The organism is Epilithonimonas mollis (assembly GCF_900142325.1).
GTDB classification, from domain to species: Bacteria; Bacteroidota; Bacteroidia; order Flavobacteriales; family Weeksellaceae; genus Epilithonimonas; species Epilithonimonas mollis.
The window spans coordinates 92,124-109,249 of record NZ_FRAM01000002.1; the positions used below are offsets into that span (position 1 = coordinate 92,124).

At 33.9% G+C, this 17,126-nt stretch carries 15 protein-coding genes; 8 read left to right on the forward strand and 7 right to left on the reverse strand.

The window, feature by feature from the left end; translation table 11 throughout:
- Positions 1-297: 297 nt before the first annotated feature.
- Positions 298-1,488 carry a phosphoglycerate kinase gene (locus tag BUA97_RS07890; RefSeq protein ID WP_072997320.1) on the forward strand — a complete coding sequence of 397 codons (1,191 nt, stop codon included), beginning with the start codon at positions 298-300 and terminating at the stop codon, positions 1,486-1,488.
- A gap of 219 nt (positions 1,489-1,707) precedes the next feature.
- Here the strand turns inward: BUA97_RS07890 and BUA97_RS07895 are convergent, their stop codons facing one another.
- From BUA97_RS07895 to BUA97_RS07930, 7 genes are all read right to left on the reverse strand, one after another.
- On the reverse strand, positions 1,708-2,529 hold the full coding sequence (locus tag BUA97_RS07895) for a class I SAM-dependent methyltransferase (protein ID WP_072997321.1): 822 nt from the start codon (positions 2,527-2,529) through the stop codon (positions 1,708-1,710).
- Between the two features lie 79 nt (positions 2,530-2,608).
- Positions 2,609-4,471 carry a tRNA uridine-5-carboxymethylaminomethyl(34) synthesis enzyme MnmG gene (mnmG, locus tag BUA97_RS07900; RefSeq protein ID WP_072998514.1) on the reverse strand — a complete coding sequence of 621 codons (1,863 nt, stop codon included), beginning with the start codon at positions 4,469-4,471 and terminating at the stop codon, positions 2,609-2,611.
- 173 nt (positions 4,472-4,644) lie between these two features.
- Complete coding sequence (gene ybeY / locus BUA97_RS07905; protein ID WP_072997322.1) at positions 4,645-5,052, reverse strand: rRNA maturation RNase YbeY; 408 nt, start codon at positions 5,050-5,052, stop codon at positions 4,645-4,647.
- A 4-nt stretch (positions 5,053-5,056) separates the two neighbouring features.
- On the reverse strand, positions 5,057-7,213 hold the full coding sequence (locus BUA97_RS07910) for a patatin-like phospholipase family protein (protein ID WP_072997323.1): 2,157 nt from the start codon (positions 7,211-7,213) through the stop codon (positions 5,057-5,059).
- 3 nt (positions 7,214-7,216) lie between these two features.
- Positions 7,217-9,661: a bifunctional UDP-N-acetylmuramoyl-tripeptide:D-alanyl-D-alanine ligase/alanine racemase gene (locus BUA97_RS07915; RefSeq protein ID WP_072997324.1), complete on the reverse strand. Its 2,445-nt coding sequence runs from the start codon at positions 9,659-9,661 to the stop codon at positions 7,217-7,219.
- Between the two features lie 280 nt (positions 9,662-9,941).
- On the reverse strand, positions 9,942-10,280 hold the full coding sequence (locus BUA97_RS07925) for a hypothetical protein (RefSeq protein WP_072997326.1): 339 nt from the start codon (positions 10,278-10,280) through the stop codon (positions 9,942-9,944).
- Between the two features lie 54 nt (positions 10,281-10,334).
- A complete protein-coding gene (locus tag BUA97_RS07930; protein WP_072997327.1) occupies positions 10,335-10,925 on the reverse strand; it encodes a thymidine kinase in 591 nt (196 codons plus the stop codon).
- A gap of 211 nt (positions 10,926-11,136) precedes the next feature.
- On the opposite strand from BUA97_RS07930, the gene BUA97_RS07935 reads away from it, so the two are divergent.
- The 7 genes from BUA97_RS07935 to BUA97_RS07965 all read left to right on the forward strand — a co-directional run bounded on the left by BUA97_RS07935 (position 11,137) and on the right by BUA97_RS07965 (position 17,072).
- Positions 11,137-12,336 carry a hypothetical protein gene (locus BUA97_RS07935; protein ID WP_072997328.1) on the forward strand — a complete coding sequence of 400 codons (1,200 nt, stop codon included), beginning with the start codon at positions 11,137-11,139 and terminating at the stop codon, positions 12,334-12,336.
- Positions 12,337-13,011, forward strand: a complete 675-nt coding sequence (gene rsmI / locus BUA97_RS07940) for a 16S rRNA (cytidine(1402)-2'-O)-methyltransferase (RefSeq protein WP_072997329.1) — start codon at positions 12,337-12,339, stop codon at positions 13,009-13,011.
- 24 nt (positions 13,012-13,035) lie between these two features.
- Positions 13,036-13,323, forward strand: a complete 288-nt coding sequence (locus tag BUA97_RS07945; RefSeq protein ID WP_072997330.1) for a nucleotidyltransferase family protein — start codon at positions 13,036-13,038, stop codon at positions 13,321-13,323.
- The gene (locus BUA97_RS07950) at positions 13,313-13,657 is read left to right on the forward strand and encodes a HepT-like ribonuclease domain-containing protein (protein WP_072997331.1); all 345 of its coding nucleotides are present in this window, start codon (positions 13,313-13,315) and stop codon (positions 13,655-13,657) included. Before BUA97_RS07945 ends, BUA97_RS07950 begins: the two co-directional genes overlap by 11 nt.
- Before the next feature lie 3 nt (positions 13,658-13,660).
- Positions 13,661-14,404 (forward strand): 3-oxoacyl-[acyl-carrier-protein] reductase, encoded by a 744-nt coding sequence (fabG, locus tag BUA97_RS07955; RefSeq protein ID WP_072997332.1) that lies wholly within the window; start codon positions 13,661-13,663, stop codon positions 14,402-14,404.
- Positions 14,405-14,511: 107 nt separating this feature from the next.
- Positions 14,512-15,939, forward strand: coding sequence for a helix-turn-helix domain-containing protein (locus BUA97_RS07960; protein WP_072997333.1), 1,428 nt, complete (start codon positions 14,512-14,514; stop codon positions 15,937-15,939).
- Complete coding sequence (locus BUA97_RS07965; protein WP_072997334.1) at positions 15,936-17,072, forward strand: hypothetical protein; 1,137 nt, start codon at positions 15,936-15,938, stop codon at positions 17,070-17,072. Before BUA97_RS07960 ends, BUA97_RS07965 begins: the two co-directional genes overlap by 4 nt.
- Positions 17,073-17,126: the final 54 nt, after the last annotated feature.

Here is a 17,126-nt window from a genome sequence, read left to right on the forward strand (position 1 = left end):
ATTAAATTTGCACTAATGATTTACAAGGTAATCAAGTGAAAGTGAGTGCAACAAGCACCATGACTAAATCGTTACCGATACGGTTTTCAAATCTTGTAAACTACTCTTTATAAACAACTTTTAGCCTTATTAATCTTTTTTTAAAAAAAGAAAAAGAAGTTGTATATGATTAGAGTATAAGCTTGTGGATTTCTTTTCTGAATTAAATTTTCAGGAGGAAAGAATAAGTTTTAAATTTGTGATACTATGAGTGAGGAACTTTCCTTGCCCAATCTAGAAACCTTAATTTAAACTATAATGAAAACAATAAAAGATTTCGTTTTTAAAAACAAAAAAGCTTTAGTAAGAGTTGATTTCAATGTGCCTCAGGATGAGAATCTTGTCGTGACTGATAACACAAGAATCACTGCGGTAAAACCAACTGTTGATAAAATTTTAGCTGATGGTGGTTCTGTTATCCTGATGACACATCTTGGAAGACCAAAAGGTGAAATGAATGATAAATATTCGCTTAGACATGTTTTAAGTGAAGTTTCAAAAGCCCTTGGTAAAGATGTTAAGTTTGTGGATGAGTCGGTGGGAGAGAAAGCTGAAGAAGCGGCTAATGCATTGCAACCAGGAGAAATTTTATTATTGGAAAATCTACGTTTTCATAATGAAGAAGAAAAAGGTGACCCAGCTTTTGCAGAAAAACTATCGAAATTAGGTGATGCCTATGTTAATGATGCTTTTGGAACTGCTCACAGAGCGCATGCTTCTACAGCTGTAATTGCTCAGTTCTTTCCTTCTACTAAATTTTTCGGTTTACTAATGGAAAAAGAATTAGTGGCAATAGATAAAGTCCTGAAATCTGGTGAAAAGCCTGTAACTGCAATACTTGGTGGTTCAAAAGTTTCTACAAAAATTACTATTATCGAGAACATTCTTCCTGCTGTTGACAATTTAATTATTGGTGGAGGAATGTCTTTCACGTTCATCAAGGCACTTGGCGGAAAGATTGGAAAATCAATTGTTGAAGATGATAAAATGTCTCTGGCATTAGAAATACTGGAGAAAGCTAAACAACATAACGTTAAAGTTTATCTGCCTACTGACAGCGTGATTGCTGATGATTTTAACAATGAAGCTGAAAGAAAAGTAGTTGACATCAGAGAGATTCCGGAAGATTGGCAAGGTTTGGATGCCGGCCCAAAATCCAGAGAGATCTTTAATGATATTTTATTAAATTCCAGAACAATCCTTTGGAACGGGCCGATCGGGGTTTTCGAAATGTCTAATTTTGCTGCTGGTACTATAGCTTTAGGTGAAAGTATTGCAGAAGCCACAAAATTGGGAGCTTTCTCATTAGTTGGAGGAGGAGACAGTGTTGCTTTTGTTAAACAATTCGGTTATTCTGATAAAGTGAGTTATGTTTCAACCGGAGGAGGAGCGATGTTAGAAAGTTTGGAAGGTTTGGAACTTCCGGGAGTTGCTGCAATAAACAAATAAAATTTGCTTTTATACATCAATTCAAAAAACCGACAAATTTTTGTCGGTTTTTATTTTCACTATACTTGATATGTTTCAAGAAAAATTTTTAAACGATTCTCAGCGAGTTTTATTGAAAAGAGAAAAAATTAAATTCGTGTCCAGATTTTGTATTTATTAACAAATTTTAAGCAAAATGGTCTAAAATTGACCTTCATAAATATGTTAAAAATTGATTTTCTATTTTTTTTCAATAATATATACCAAACTTGAAAATTCGGAGCTAAAAAGTGCCTTTATGTTAGAAATCGTTCCATGGATCAAAGCTTTTAGCCAAAAAAGAGGTGATTTTTTATATTTTTCACTCAACATTGAGATATAAAATGAATCGAGTAGGAGTGGTTTAATTTTTCTTAATTTCCAATCCGGATTTTTAGAAATCAGATTTTCCATTCCTTTTTTTGAAAAATGATAGATGTGTCTTGGTACATCATAAGCAGCCCAGAATTCTTTATAATGTTTCGCATCATACGAAGTCGGATTTGGAACTGCTATAATTAACAACCCTTTTTCTTTTAATTTTTGATTAAATGTTTCCAACATCTCACTCTGATTTTCTATGTGTTCGAAAACGTGCCAAAGTGTAATCGCATCAAGACTTCCGTTTTCTACAGAGTTGATATCATTAATAATTTTGACTTTTTCCGTTTTATTGATAGCTGCATTTCTGGCATCTGAATTGGGTTCAAATCCAAAAGTCTGGAAATCATTCTCAATAAATTTCACAAATTCTCCTGCACCGCAACCATAATCTAAAACATTAGAACCTTTTTTAATTCTATCAACAAGAATATTTTTTTTGTATTGAAGATTAAAAGACTGTAGAAATTTATAAAGTTTTTCTTTCAGACTTCCCGAATCCTGATGATGCGAAATGTAATCTTCACTTTCATAGTATCTTGAAATATTAGATGGAATAGGAGAGGTTTTGAAAATACCTTTTATTTCTGTTTCTTTAATTTCAAATATTTCTTGGGTTAGAAAATGATCTTTAATTTTCATTTTTATTTATATATTTTATATGAACGTCCAATGCGAAAAATTATTTTTATGCAATGTTTCACGTGGAACATTAATATAATTATCTTCCTAAATAAATCAATAGTACGTTAATATCAGCTGGAGAAACACCACTGATTCTTCCTGCCTGAGCAATAGTCTTAGGTTTTATCTTAGCCATTTTTTGTTTGGCTTCTGTAGAAAGACTTGCAATTTTTGAATAATCGAAATCTTCAGGAATTTTAATAGTTTCTAATCTATTCAGTTTAGCTACATTTTCCTTCTCTTTTTCGATGTATCCTTTATATTTGATGTTAATTTCCGCCTGTTCTCGAACTTCATTAGAATAAGTTGAAACTATTTCTTTTATAGCTTCGATTGCTTCTAATTTATCCAGATTCATATTAGGTCGAGTAAGGAAATGTGCTGCTCTGTAAGCCTGATCAACCGGAGAAGATTCGATAGTTTCAAGAATAGGATTGATGATGCCGGGCTTTAAAGAAGTTTCTCTTAGAAAGGTTTCAAGTTCTTCACTTTTAGCGATTTTTTCTTCAACTTTTTTAAGTCTATCTTCTTTAGCTAAACCTAATTCAAATGCTTTTTCAGTTAATCTAATGTCAGCATTATCTTGTCTTAAAAGCAATCTGTATTCCGCCCTGGAAGTGAACATTCTGTAAGGTTCCTCGGTTCCTTTTGTAATCAAATCGTCAATTAGAACTCCGATATAAGCTTCATCTCTATTTAGAATAAACTCTCCTTTTTCGTGAACTTTGTTATGAGCATTGATTCCGGCAATTAAACCCTGTCCTGCAGCTTCTTCGTAGCCAGTTGTTCCATTGATTTGACCAGCAAAATAAAGGTTCTGAATCAACTTGGTTTCAAGCGTATGATAAAGTTGAGTAGGAGGGAAGTAATCATATTCTATGGCATAACCAGGGCGGAAAACTTTTACATTTTCGAAACCTGGAATATGTCTCATTGCTTTGATCTGAACATCTTCCGGAAGAGAAGAACTGAATCCATTTACATAGATTTCTACAGTTTTCCAGCCTTCCGGTTCAACAAATAGTTGATGTCTGTTTCTCTCTGCAAAGCGATTGATTTTATCTTCAATACTTGGGCAATATCTTGGTCCAGTACTCTGTATAGTTCCGTTGAACATTGGGCTTCTGTCAAAACCTTCACGAAGGATATCGTGTACAGTTTCGTTGGTGTAAACGATATGGCAGCTTAATTGTCTGGTTAAATTAGGGGTATCTAAATAACTGAATTTCTGAGGGTTTTCATCGCCTTTTTGTTCTTCCATTTTGGAATAATCTAGGCTTCTTCCATCAACACGCGGAGGTGTTCCTGTCTTCATTCTACCGGATTCGAAACCTAAAGAAACCAACTGTTCTGTAATTCCGAAAGCTCTTGGTTCACCCATTCTTCCGCCTCCTAATTGCTTATCTCCAACGTGAATCAGACCATTTAAGAAAGTTCCGTTTGTAAGCACAACAGATTTAGAACGAATTTCGATTCCTAATCCCGTCACAACACCAACAGCTTTACCATTCTTAATGATTAAACTTTTAACCATATCCTGGAAAAAGTCAAGATTTGGCGTGTTTTCAAGTCCTAAACGCCATTCCTCTGCAAATAACATTCTGTCGTTCTGTGTTCTTGGCGACCACATTGCAGGACCTTTGGAAAGGTTTAGCATTTTGAATTGGATAGCAGATCTATCAGCAATAATTCCGGAATAACCACCCATTGCATCTATTTCGCGAACGATTTGTCCTTTTGCGATGCCTCCCATTGCAGGATTACAGCTCATTTGACCAATGGTTTGCATATTCATTGTAACCAAGAGTGTTTTTGAGCCTAAATTTGCTGAAGCGGCTGCCGCTTCGCAACCTGCGTGACCAGCTCCAACGACGATAACGTCATATATATCTGTAATCATTTTATTTTTATTTAAATGTTTCACGTGAAACATTGTCTTAACCTAATTCAAAAATCAATATGTAACTAGCTCCGATTGTAACGGAAATCCTTTTTGTAAGAAGCAATGGAAAAAAAGCCAAGAACTTGCAAAAAGATTGCAGCGGAAAGCGGGATTTAGCTCCTAAAAAATGTCTAAAATTGATTGATGTAAAAATCTTCTTTTGTCCGCATTTGAATTTGTTCTTCTTCAGTTTTGTCCTTATATCCGCAAAGATGAAGAATCCCGTGTGCCAAAACTCTGTTGAATTCTTTTTCAAAATCCTGAGAAAGAGTAGACGCGTTGTCCAAAATGCGCGGCAAAGATACGAAAATATCGCCTGAAATGGTTTTTCCCTTCACATAGTCAAATGTGATGATATCTGTGAAATAATCGTGGTCTAAGAAATCCTGATTGACCTTAAGTAGATAATCGTCATCACAGAAGATATAATTAATTTTACCAGGTTTTTTATTCTCAGAAATAATGAGGTTTTCCAACCATTCTGAAGTTTTTGGATGAATATCTTTTGGATTGATATTTTCGAAAAAGTAGTTTATCATAATGTTAAAACCAATGTCCTAAGATGACACTGAAAACGCCTTTATGTTTATTGAGAGATTTGCTAACGTTGAGTTTTATCTGCCCGAATGGTGATTTATACCCGGCAGTTAATCCAACAGAACTGTAATTAAGTTTTACAGCTTCTTCGAATTTTATAGAGCTGAACATATTTGCAATGCTAAAATTCCCTGTAAGAAAATAATTTTTATTGAATCTGAATTGTAAATCATTAGAGGCCATAAAAATATTATTGTCAGTTAAAGCTGCAAATTGATACCCGCCGAATCTTTTAAAATTAACAATAGGCTGTTCAAAAAGACCTCCGATTCTGTATTGATAAAAGGAAGGTAGATCCTCACCGATTGTTATTCCGCCAAACAGATTCAGACGGTATGTGAACATTTTAGAAATATAAAAGTTCATTTTGATATCTGCTTTTATATTGATGGGTTTGTTTTCCAGCTCAGAATTAAAAAGATCAATTATTTTGCCTTCTGCATTAAGATAAAAACCTCTTGTCGGAAAATCTTTATCATTTTGTGTATCACTTTTCAGAAAGATATAGGGATTTACATATTTTTCTATTCTTTTATCTGTTCCGTTTTTTTCACTTTCAAAATAATCATGACTGAAACCGCCTCCAATGGCAAATCTATCCTTCCATACAGACTGCAGATATATTTCGTTTCTGAACCAATCCCAGGTTTCTGTAGTGTTGTTATCAAGATTTTTCAGGTCAAATGTCATCCCGGAAGAATAAATCCCGAATCCAGGTATATAGCCGTTGTCAATAAAATAGTTAAAATAATATCTGGGATTGTCACCGATAATCACATCCAGGGAAAGATTTGAGTTTCTGAATAATAGACGTTTGGCAGAATAATTCAGCAGTAAACCTGTTTTGAATACTTCATCATAATGTAAACCAAATTTAAGAAAATGACGGGATTCGTCTTCTGTTACGTATAGCTTCAGATAATTTCCGTTGTTTTCCTGAACGATATCATAATTAATAAATTTATAATTATTGGTTGCATAGAGTTTGTCAATCATCTTGTTTACACTGCCATAGGTTTGTATAGAAGGTAAGTTAAGCCCCATCCTTCCGCGGATGTAATTGGGTTTGTAGATTCTTGCATTTTCTACCGCCAGGCTATCAATCTTGTAAACACTGGAATAGATTGGGTTAATGGATGATCTTATCCTTTCGAAACTGCGCTTAGGAAGTTCTTTCAGGATGTCGGCATATTTTATGGCTTCAACATAGCCGCTGTCCAGGATTTTCTTTTTGTCATCATAGCTGGTTGCGGTCATTCCAGTAAGATCCGGCTTGATATTGATATCCGTGTATTTATACTGATTAAGTGTTTCTTTATGGATTCCTATATCAATGATCTGGTTCATAATCGCAATAACACTGTTGAGGTTTTCACGCTTGGCCAAAGACTGATTAAGATCCACACCAATAACAATATCTATTCCTTTGTCTTTTAACGGTTTTGATGGGTAATTGACTGTCATTGCGCCATCTACATAGATACTGTCGCCAATTTTTACAGGTTCGAGAAGTGATGGGAAAGCAGAACTTGCCATAATCGAAGAAACCAGATCTCCCTTCTCAAAAACTGTCATCTGACCGGTCTCAATATTGGTAGCAACGCACATGAAGGGAATTGGAAGCTTAGAAAAATCATCAATATTAGAAACATTTCTCAGTAACTCTTTCAATAGATAAACGTTCCTCTGACCTGTGCTGATGGAAGAAGGAAAGCTGATTTTTCCATTTTTTAAAGGAACAGTAAAAAGATATTTATCCACACTCTTATTGAAAAAAGAAGTTTCCTGTCTGGTTTTCGGGTCGGTAATCAGGGAGTAAAAATCTGTGTCCATCACTATTTTCTCAATATCTTTTCCAGTGTAGCCAGCAGCATATAGACCACCGACAATAGCACCCATGCTTGTCCCGGAAATATAATCGACTTTAACACCAAGAGAGTCCAAAACTTTCAGAACACCAACATGCGTAAAACCCTTTGCTCCACCACCAGAAAGTGAAAGCCCGATTTTAGGATTTTTTGGGATGACAAGATTTTCCTTTATCTGAGAATGACTTATCAGATAAGCTAAAAATGAAATCAGATAAAAGAGCTTTGTAATCATCTGCTAATTTTTTATGTAAATTCTCTTAACCCTCGGAGAAATTGAAGTTAACACTTCATAAGTTATTGTACCACAATATTCTGAAAATCCTTCAAGACTTGGATTTGAATTAAAAATCGTAACCGGATCGCCTTCTTTTGCGCTCACAAGATCGACATCAATCATCATCATATCCATACAAATGCTTCCGACAATTGGACAAAGTTTATTGTTAATGCCAACACTTCCAACTTTATTTCCAATCAGTCTTGGGATTCCGTCTGCATAACCTACAGGAATCGTAGCGATTTTTGTGTCTCTTTCAGCTTTGAATCTTCTGCTGTAACCAACTGATTCTCCATTTTTTATATCCGAAATTTGCGAAATTACCGTTTTGAAACTAACTGAATGTTGAAGTTGCTTTTTAATTTCAGGATTCGAAGTTTCTCCAATCATTCCGATTCCAATTCTTACCATATTATATTGATAATCAGTATAATTGATAATTCCAGAAGAATTAAGAATGTGTCTTATTGGCTGATAATCCAATTTTTCAATCAGATAAGTTGAATTTCTCTCGAAAGTTTTCAATTGATTCAAAGTGTATTCTTTTTCTTCAGGCATATCCGAAGATGATAAATGACTGAAAATACTCTGAACTTTTACATTCATTGAGTTTAATTTTTCAATCAATTGATCTAATTCAAAATCCTTAAAACCAAGACGATGCATTCCTGTTTCCAATTTAATATGAATTGGATAAACTTCCTGATTTCCGGCTTTTATTAATTGTTCATGAAATAGTTCTAAAACCCTGAGACTATAAATTTCCGGCTCCAGATTATATTCAATCACAGCGTCATAACTGTGTTGCTCAGGATTCATAACGATAATTGGCGTTGTGATTCCTTTTTTTCTTAATTCAACTCCTTCATCGGCGAATGCGACACCAAGATAATCAATATGATGATGCTGAAGAAATTCTGAAATTTCATAACTTCCTAAACCATAAGCATTGGCCTTTACCATTGCCATCATTTTTGTTTCTGGTTTTAGTAACGACTTATGAAAGTTAATGTTATGAAGAATCGCATTAAGATTAATCTCTAAAACGGTGTCGTGCTTTCTGAGTTCCAGAATCTCTTTGATTTTTTCAATTTCAAATTTTCTAGCGCCTTTCAAAAGAATTACCTGATTTTCTAAATCATTAATCACTTTACTATCAATAAATTGATTCGTATTATTAAAAGTAAAAGTTTCAGAATTAAAAAGTTTATAAAATGAGCTTATTTCTTCGCCAATCAAAAATACTTTATCGAATTTCTGCTCATTAACCAATTCAGAAACTTCGGAATACAATTCATCCGAATTATCATTAGAATCCAAAATATCAGTCAGGATTAGTGATTTTTTTGGTTTGTTATATTCGCTAATAAACTGAAATGAAATCTTTAGAGAATCCAAATCCAGATTGTAAGAATCATTAATAATCAAATTATTTCTGATGCCTTCGATACTTTCCAGACGCATTTCAATCGCTTTGAGCGCATCGATTTTTTCTTTGATCTGAATATTAGATAAATTAAATTCTTTCAAAATTCCAATCAAAGCCAGAACATTGGTTAAAGTTGCTTCGTCTCTCTGATAAATTGGAAGCGAAAATTCTTCTTCAAAATATTTGATTTTAATATCCTGAGTACGGTCATTTACATCCGAAATGATTGTGATATTATTATTAATATTCAATCCGTAAGATATTAATCTTTTACTTGAATATAAATTATTTATTAAATTAACTGTCAATTCATTATCAGCATTATAAAAGATAACATTCGATTGTTTGAACAGCTTTAATTTTTCATTGATTAATTCTTCTTCAGAGTCGAAGTTAGCAGAATGTGCGGTTCCGATATGTGTTAATAATCCAATCTTAGGATGGAAAACATTTTCCTGTTTTGCCATTTCCTCTGGTTTGGAAATTCCGACTTCAAAGATTCCCAATTCGTGTTTTTTATCAATTTGTAATAATGATAAAGGCAAACCGATTTGAGAATTAAAACTTTTGGGACTTTTTACGGTTACAAATTCATCGGAAAGGCATTGATAGAGCCATTCTTTCAGAATCGTTTTTCCATTGCTTCCGGTTATTCCAATCGAATTGATATCAGAATGTTCGAAATGATACTTGGCAAGGTTCTGTAAAAACTCAACAGAATTTTTTGTAATGATTTGATTGATAGAATCATTATCAATTTGATGTTCAGTAATAATCGTATCAATTCCTTTTTCTATAACAGAGTCTATATATTTCTGACCAGAATTTTTCTTGGTATTAATCGCAAGAAATGCAGTATTTCTGGCAGAATAAATAGTACGACTGTCAAAAGCGATGTTTTTGATTTTGATATCTTGATTTCCAACGACTTCCGAATTTGTTACTTCGGATATTTGTTTTAAAGTGTAATTCACTTTTCAGTAATTGTTTTGTAATTAAAATCCGGATTTCGAAAATTATTAATCATATTTAAAAGATTGATTTGATTTTCGACAATCTCATAAATAATAGAATTGTGTTTGGTAATCAATAATTTATGAAAATCCGTATCTTCATATTTCTGATGAACTAAATTCCCATTTTCAAGCAAAGAAATTTTTCTTTCCAGAATCTCATAAAAATCTTCCAACACATCGAAGCCCCAGGTTTCTATAAGAAAGTAAGTGTTCCAGATTTTCTAAATCTGATTTCGCTCTATTTGTCCAAAAGATGTTCATTTCTCTTCCTCGCGATTCTTTCTTTTGCTTCAGTCATAACAGTAGAATGTTCGGTTATTCTGCCATTTTTAACATCTTCCAAACCTTCCTCTATTGCCTTTAGAATACCATCTTTTGAATTAACTTCTGGGTAGATAATTTCCGCAATCTTAAGCAACTCTTCTGGATTGAATTTTTTTTCTTTCATTTTACGAAAAAATGTGGGCTCAGAAATTCCGCTTTTCTCAATGATATACTTCAGTTTGAAAGGAGAATTCTTCAAAATCTCATCAATCGAATTACTGATTTGAATATAATTTTTAATTTCTGATATCATTTTTTGATAGTTTTTACTATTATAATTTAAACAAATTTACAACAACTATTGATATTAATCTTCTTTTTTATTCAAAACTTCATCCACAAAAATCCTTCTGCTCACCGCATCATAAGCTTCGGTTTCTCCCAGTTCTACTAACTCTTTTCCGGCAGAAGTTCTCATAGAATAGTTAGCTAGATTTCCAGTTCGACGGCAAATTGCGTGAACTTTCGTCACATATTCTGCAGTTGCCATCAGATTGGGCATCGGTCCAAAAGGGCGACCTAGAAAATCCATATCCAAACCGGCAATCACAACCCGAATCCCATTATTTGCTAATTGATTGGCAACATCCACAATACTTTCGTCAAAAAACTGCGCTTCATCTATCGCCACTACATCACAATTAGAACCCAACAAAAGAATCTCCGTAGGACTTTCTACAGCCGTGCTTCGGATTTTGGTCTGGTTGTGGGAAACCACGTCTTCTTCAGAATAACGGGTATCGATTTTGGGTTTGAAAATCTCCACATTTTGTCCGGCCATTTCCGCACGGCGAAGTCTTCTGATGAGTTCCTCCGTCTTTCCGGAAAACATGGAACCACAGATTACTTCCATCCAGCCGCTTTGTTTTGAGTGATTAATTGTATTTTCTAAAAACATTATTAATTTAGCAAAAAATTGTTTTAAACCAATATTAAAAAATACTTCGACAAGCTCAGTGTGACACTTATAATACTAAAAGTTTTGTTTTTAGCGTTGTCAGGCTGAGCTTGTCGAAGCCTTAAATTAGGAACAAAATAGTATATAAAATTAGCAAATTGTTCTTAAATTTATAAGCATCAAATTTAAGTAAAAATTAATAAGATTTATTATGCAAAACCTGCAAGATACATACGGGAAAATCTTCGCTGAAATCAAAATTCTTTTGTCAGAATTATCAGAATCTGAAAGTTATGAGGAGATTTTGAACAAGGAAAATGAGATCAACCAACTTTATCAGAAGTTTTCTTTTCTTAAAATTTCTCAGAATGTTGATTATTCGCCAATGGAAATTGAACCTTTGGAATTAATTGATAACCAATTGACAAACTTAAATCCAGATTTGGTTTCTGTTGAAGAATTTGGGGAAGCAAATAAGGTTGCAGAGATCATTGTTGAAGAAACTCGAGCTCATGATATTTTCGAAGATGTTCCGGAAGTGGAAGAAGTTCATTCTTTTGCTGAAATTGATTCTCAAGAAAATATAGTTGAAGAAATAGTTTCAGAGAATACAACTGAAGAAGTTCATCGACCGGAAGAAATCATCGAAAAAGAAATCGAAACTACAAATGAAGAATTGGTTGAATCAGTTTCAGAGGTGGAAGTTGTTAATGAAATCTTAGCTCAAAACTATCACGAGGAAATTGTTGAAGCCGTCGCTGAAATTGAAGATAGTCTTTTAAACGAACCATCTGAAAAACTCGAACCAATGCAGGACAGCCAGTTTTCTTTTGCAATGACAAGAGATGAACCAACTGTAGAGAACTCGCTGGGTGATTATGATTCGGGATTGGCAGAGAAAGAAGCTAAGCTGAAAGAACTTGAGGAAAACAGAAGAAAAATTGTTGAATTTTCTAAAGAGAATACACAACCGAAAGAAAAATCAGAACAAGTTTATGAATCTTCTAATGATGAAGATCATCACGATAAAAAATTCAAATTAGCGCATATCAAAGGTCTTAAAATCGCAAAGTCATTGTTTGATGATGATCATTTGGAAGAAGTTGAAAAACCAGCTCCGGTTCAAACTTCGGGAAGCTTATTGAAAAATAATGTTCCGACGGATTATATGGAAGCACCAAAGCCAAAACCAGAATTCAAACTGGATCTGAATGACAGAATTGCGTTTTCTCAATATTTATTTAATGGAAGTCAAAGTGAATTAAATCAAGTGGTTACAGTTCTTAACTCTTTCAATTCTTTGAATAAAGCTCAGGAGTATTTGAGTGATATCTATTACGAAAGAGACTGGAAAAAGGTTGATAATTATGCGCAGAGACTTTGGACTTTGGTTGAAAACAGGTTTTTGTAGATGAGCGGTATTTTATATTTTGTTCCGACGCCTGTTGGAAATCTGGAAGATATGACTTTCCGGGCTGTGAAAGTTCTAAAAGAAGTGGACTATATTTTGTGCGAAGATACCCGAACTTCAGGTGTTCTTCTTAAACATTATGAAATATCTAAACCTCTGAAATCCTATCATTTACATAACGAACATCAGACTACTGACAAAGTTGTTCAGGATTTGGAAAACGGGCAAAATATTGCTATTATTACAGATGCAGGAACGCCTGGTATTTCTGATCCGGGTTATCTTTTGGCGAAAGCTTGTGCGGATAAAAATTTAGAAATGACTTGTTTGCCTGGCGCAACCGCTTTTGTTCCGGCATTAGTTGTTTCTGGTTTGCCAACTAATGAATTTCTTTTCGCCGGATTTCTACCTCAAAAAAAAGGCAGACAAACCAAACTGAAACAATTGGCCGAAGAAAAAAAGACAATTGTTCTTTATGAAAGTCCGCATAAAATCAATACAACTCTTGAGCAAATTAAAGAATTCTTCGGTGAAGAGACGAAAGTAAGTCTGAGCAGAGAGATTTCCAAAAAATTTGAAGAAACTAAAAGAGGAACCATCAATGAGTTAATTGAATTTTCGAAAAGTAAAACTTTAAAAGGTGAGATTGTTCTGATTGTGAATAATGGTCTTTAAAAAATTTAAATTAAATTTGCTCCTATGATTTCTCAACAGCAAATCGATTTGATTATTGAAATATTGAAACCGTATAAACCCAAAAAAATTGGGATTTTTGGTTCCTTTGCTCGTGGAGAGAATTCAGAAAATAGCGATTTGGATATCTTATATCAGTTTGAAGAACCAATTTCGCTTTTTCAAAAATTTGAAATTCAAGAGAGTTTAGAAAATAAATTAAATTTCAGTATTGACTTTGTTTCTGAAAAATATCTTCATCCTTTTCTGAAAGAGGGCATCTTAAAAGATTTAAAAATTATCTATGGCAATTGATAAAAATTTTTTGAGATTGATTCACATTTTCGAAAGCATTATCAAAATAGAAAAGATAACTCAACAGCTTTCGTATGGCGAATATCTACAAGATTGGATAAAACAAGATGCAATTATTAGAAATTTCGAAATAATTGGAGAAGCATCAAAACAAATTACAGAAGATTTTCGTAACAATCATCCAGAAATTCCTTGGAAATATGCTTCTGGAATGAGGAACTACTTGATTCATGAATATTTTAATGTGGATTTTGATGAAGTTTGGAAAACTTTGAAAGAAGATTTACCATCATTAAAACTTCAAATACAACAACTTATAAAAGAATTTGAATAAAATATGGGATTACTACAAGGTAAAGTTGCCATCATCACAGGAGCAACGCGTGGAATCGGACGTGGAATTGCAGAAGTTTTTGCTAAAGAAGGCGCAAAAATAGCATTCACTTATGCCGGTTCTGTTGAAAAAGCTAAAGAATTAGAATCGGAATTGAGCCAGATAACAGAAATCAAAGGTTACCAATCCGACGCTTCGGATTATGATGCTGCTCAAAAATTAGTTGAGGATGTTTTGGCAGAATTCGGAACAATTGATATTTTGGTCAATAATGCCGGAATAACTAGAGATAACCTGATGCTGAGAATGTCAAAAGACGATTGGGATACGATTATCAAAGTTAATCTGGATTCGGTTTTCAACCTGACAAAAGCAGTTATCAAACCAATGATGAAAGCTAAATCTGGTTCTATCATCAATATGACTTCGGTTGTAGGTGTGAAAGGAAATGCAGGACAAGCCAATTATGCTGCATCAAAAGCCGGAGCCATTGGATTTACTAAGTCCGTCGCTTTGGAATTAGGCTCCAGAAATATCCGTTGCAATGCCATTGCTCCAGGTTTCATCGAAACTGAAATGACTGCTGCGCTGGACGAAAAAACCGTGCAAGGCTGGAGAGACGGAATTCCTTTGAAAAGAGGCGGACAACCGGAAGATGTGGCGAATGCGTGTGTATTCCTTGCAAGTGAAATGTCTGCTTACATCACAGGACAGGTTCTGAACGTAGATGGAGGAATGCTGACTTAATATTACCCTGAAAATTATTAAAAACTCATAGAAAAATTAATTTCTGTGAGTTTTTTTATTTTAATCCGTTAAAAAAGATATAAATTTATAATCCAATTTGTAAACTGGTGCAAAAACTGTTTTTTTTACTTTTCATTATCTTCTTTTCTTTGGTCTCTGGGAAAACTGCTGACCCGGAAAAGAAACAGCTTTTTCAGAAAGCGGTTTATGAGATGACACTCACACCGGATAAGGCTTCGGAAGTCCTGGATTATCTGGAAAAGAACTTCGAGCTGGATTCTGAAGAAAAAGAAAAGCTGGACTATCTGAGAATCAAATCACTTTTTTTTCAAAACAATCTCGCGGATGCACTGAAGAAAATTTCTGATAAAAATGAAAATCTTCCTCCCAGCATTGTTGTACTGAAAAGAAGCATTCTGTATTATCTCAACATCAAAGATAATTCTGACACAAATAGTTTTACCGGCAACGATTTCGTTTTTTCAAATGAAATAATGTCTCTGCTGAACCGGCTGAGTGAAAACAAATCTAAAAATACTGAGCGGGATCTTTCAGGAATCTTGGAAAAAGCTAAAACAAGTAATCTGTTGATTGCGAGAGAAAATCTTTTTTATCTGTCTGATTTTCTTGTTGATAATGATAAAGATTTGTCATTCGATTTATTTTTGAATGGGATAAAAGAACTATACAAAAATGATCTTCAGTTCAGGCTTCTGTACGGAAAATATCTTGTCCAGAATGGCCGGATCGAATTGGCAGAAAAAATCATCGCTGAACTTCCTAAAGATTCTCTGGAACAAACAACCAATCTTAATCTGAAATATGATTACTACGACTTTCTGACACAATATTATGCCAGAACAAAGTCTGATGACAAGTATAAAGGAACTGTTGAAAAGCAGGATTTGTTATTGAAAAATATAAATCAAACCCGTTTTTCGGCAAAAAATAAATGGTTTAACATTGTAGAGGAAACGCTTAGAAATGAACAAACATTGTTATTGACAAACCGGAAAAAAGTTTTGTTTTCAATCATAGGAATCGGGCTTGTGATTATTATTTTAATTACGATAAGATTCTTCCAGATCCGTTCCCAGATCACTGAATACCAGAATTTTATCAAAAAAATCAATTTTCTCAAGGAGAGAAAAGTACCTCAGCCACAGGTGATCTCGGAAAAGACGGAAAACTTATTGCTGAAAAAGTTGGAAGATTTTGAAAAGACGGAAGATTTCATCAAACCTGATATCTCTCTTCAGAATCTTGCCAAAAAGCTGGAAACCAATACAAAGTATCTGTCAGAAACAATTAATACCAACAAACAGAAAAATTTCAATGCTTATATCAATGAGTTGAGAATCAATTACATAATAAATAAGCTCAGAGAAAAGCCCATCTACAGAAGTTATAAAATAAAGTATCTCGCAGAGGAAAGCGGATTTTCTACCCACAGCGGTTTTGCAGCAGTTTTCAAATCAGTGACAGGGATGTCGCCGGCTAATTACATTCAACTATTAAAGCAGAAGGAAGAATGAAAAGGTATATTTTAATAACATTGCTGTTTTTTGGTCTTTTTGCTGATGCAAGTGAACCAAAACCAGACGAGCTTTTGATGAAAGCTGAGAGACTGATGCTGGTAAATCCTAAAGAATCTTTCCGGCTTGCAGAGAAAGCATATAAAAATAAAAACCTGGATCATAAGGATAAACTTCAAAGTTTGTTTATTCTTACCAATACGTCTAATCTTTTGCAGAAACCATTGGATGTTATCCAATATGGAAATGAAGCCTTGAGAATTGCTGATAATGGCGATGATGCAATAACAAAAATTAAAATTCTTGGTATTCTTGGCAATACATATCAGTTTCTTAAACTGAATGAAAAAACAAGGATCTATCTGGATCAGGCAGAGCTTTTGTTGTCATCACCAAAAATCCCGGATTCTCTCAACCTTGTAAAAGGGAATATTTTCTATCTGAAAGGAATGAACTATTTCTACGGTTTGGATAGTGATATTGCGCTATCTTATTTCAATAAAGCTATTAATCAGTATATTAACTCCAAAAATCCTTTAGCAGAGATTAATATAAAAATGGCATACCTCAACAGAGGATTTGCACTGATACAGCAAAAACAGTTTGTCCAGGCATCGGAGAGTTTAGAATTAGCAGGTGTCAATCCTGATGAGTCTTCCCGTCCATATCCTCCGCAGTTTGTTGATCTGCAGGAAACATTCATAGAACTTGGAAAAGCTAAAATTCTTTCTGCTGAAGGGAAACCTGAACTTTCAAATGAAATGCTTTTTGAGATATTAAGAAAAAGAAAAGACCAGCCAGCGAGAGATGATATAGAAAATGAGGTCTATGAGATACTGGCGGAAAATTTTTTACAACTGAAAGACACAGAAAGACATGATTATTATGAGAAGCTTTTCATGAAAAATGTTGATGCCGGTAACAGAGAAGCTGCAGCTTTGGTTAACCAGCTGATTAGCCGGGAATCATCTCGATATGAGTCAGAAAAAGAATCCATCAGTCAAAAATATATTCTCCTGATAGCAATTTCATCAATCTTTTTTGGGTTGGTTATTATCTTTTTACTCTTCAAAACCTTCAAAACAGAACAGAAACGCAGACTTCTGAAAAAAAAGGTGTCTGAAAACATATAGTTCTGAAAATCAAATAATTATTCGGTTTATTTTACTGTCAAAATCATAAATTTT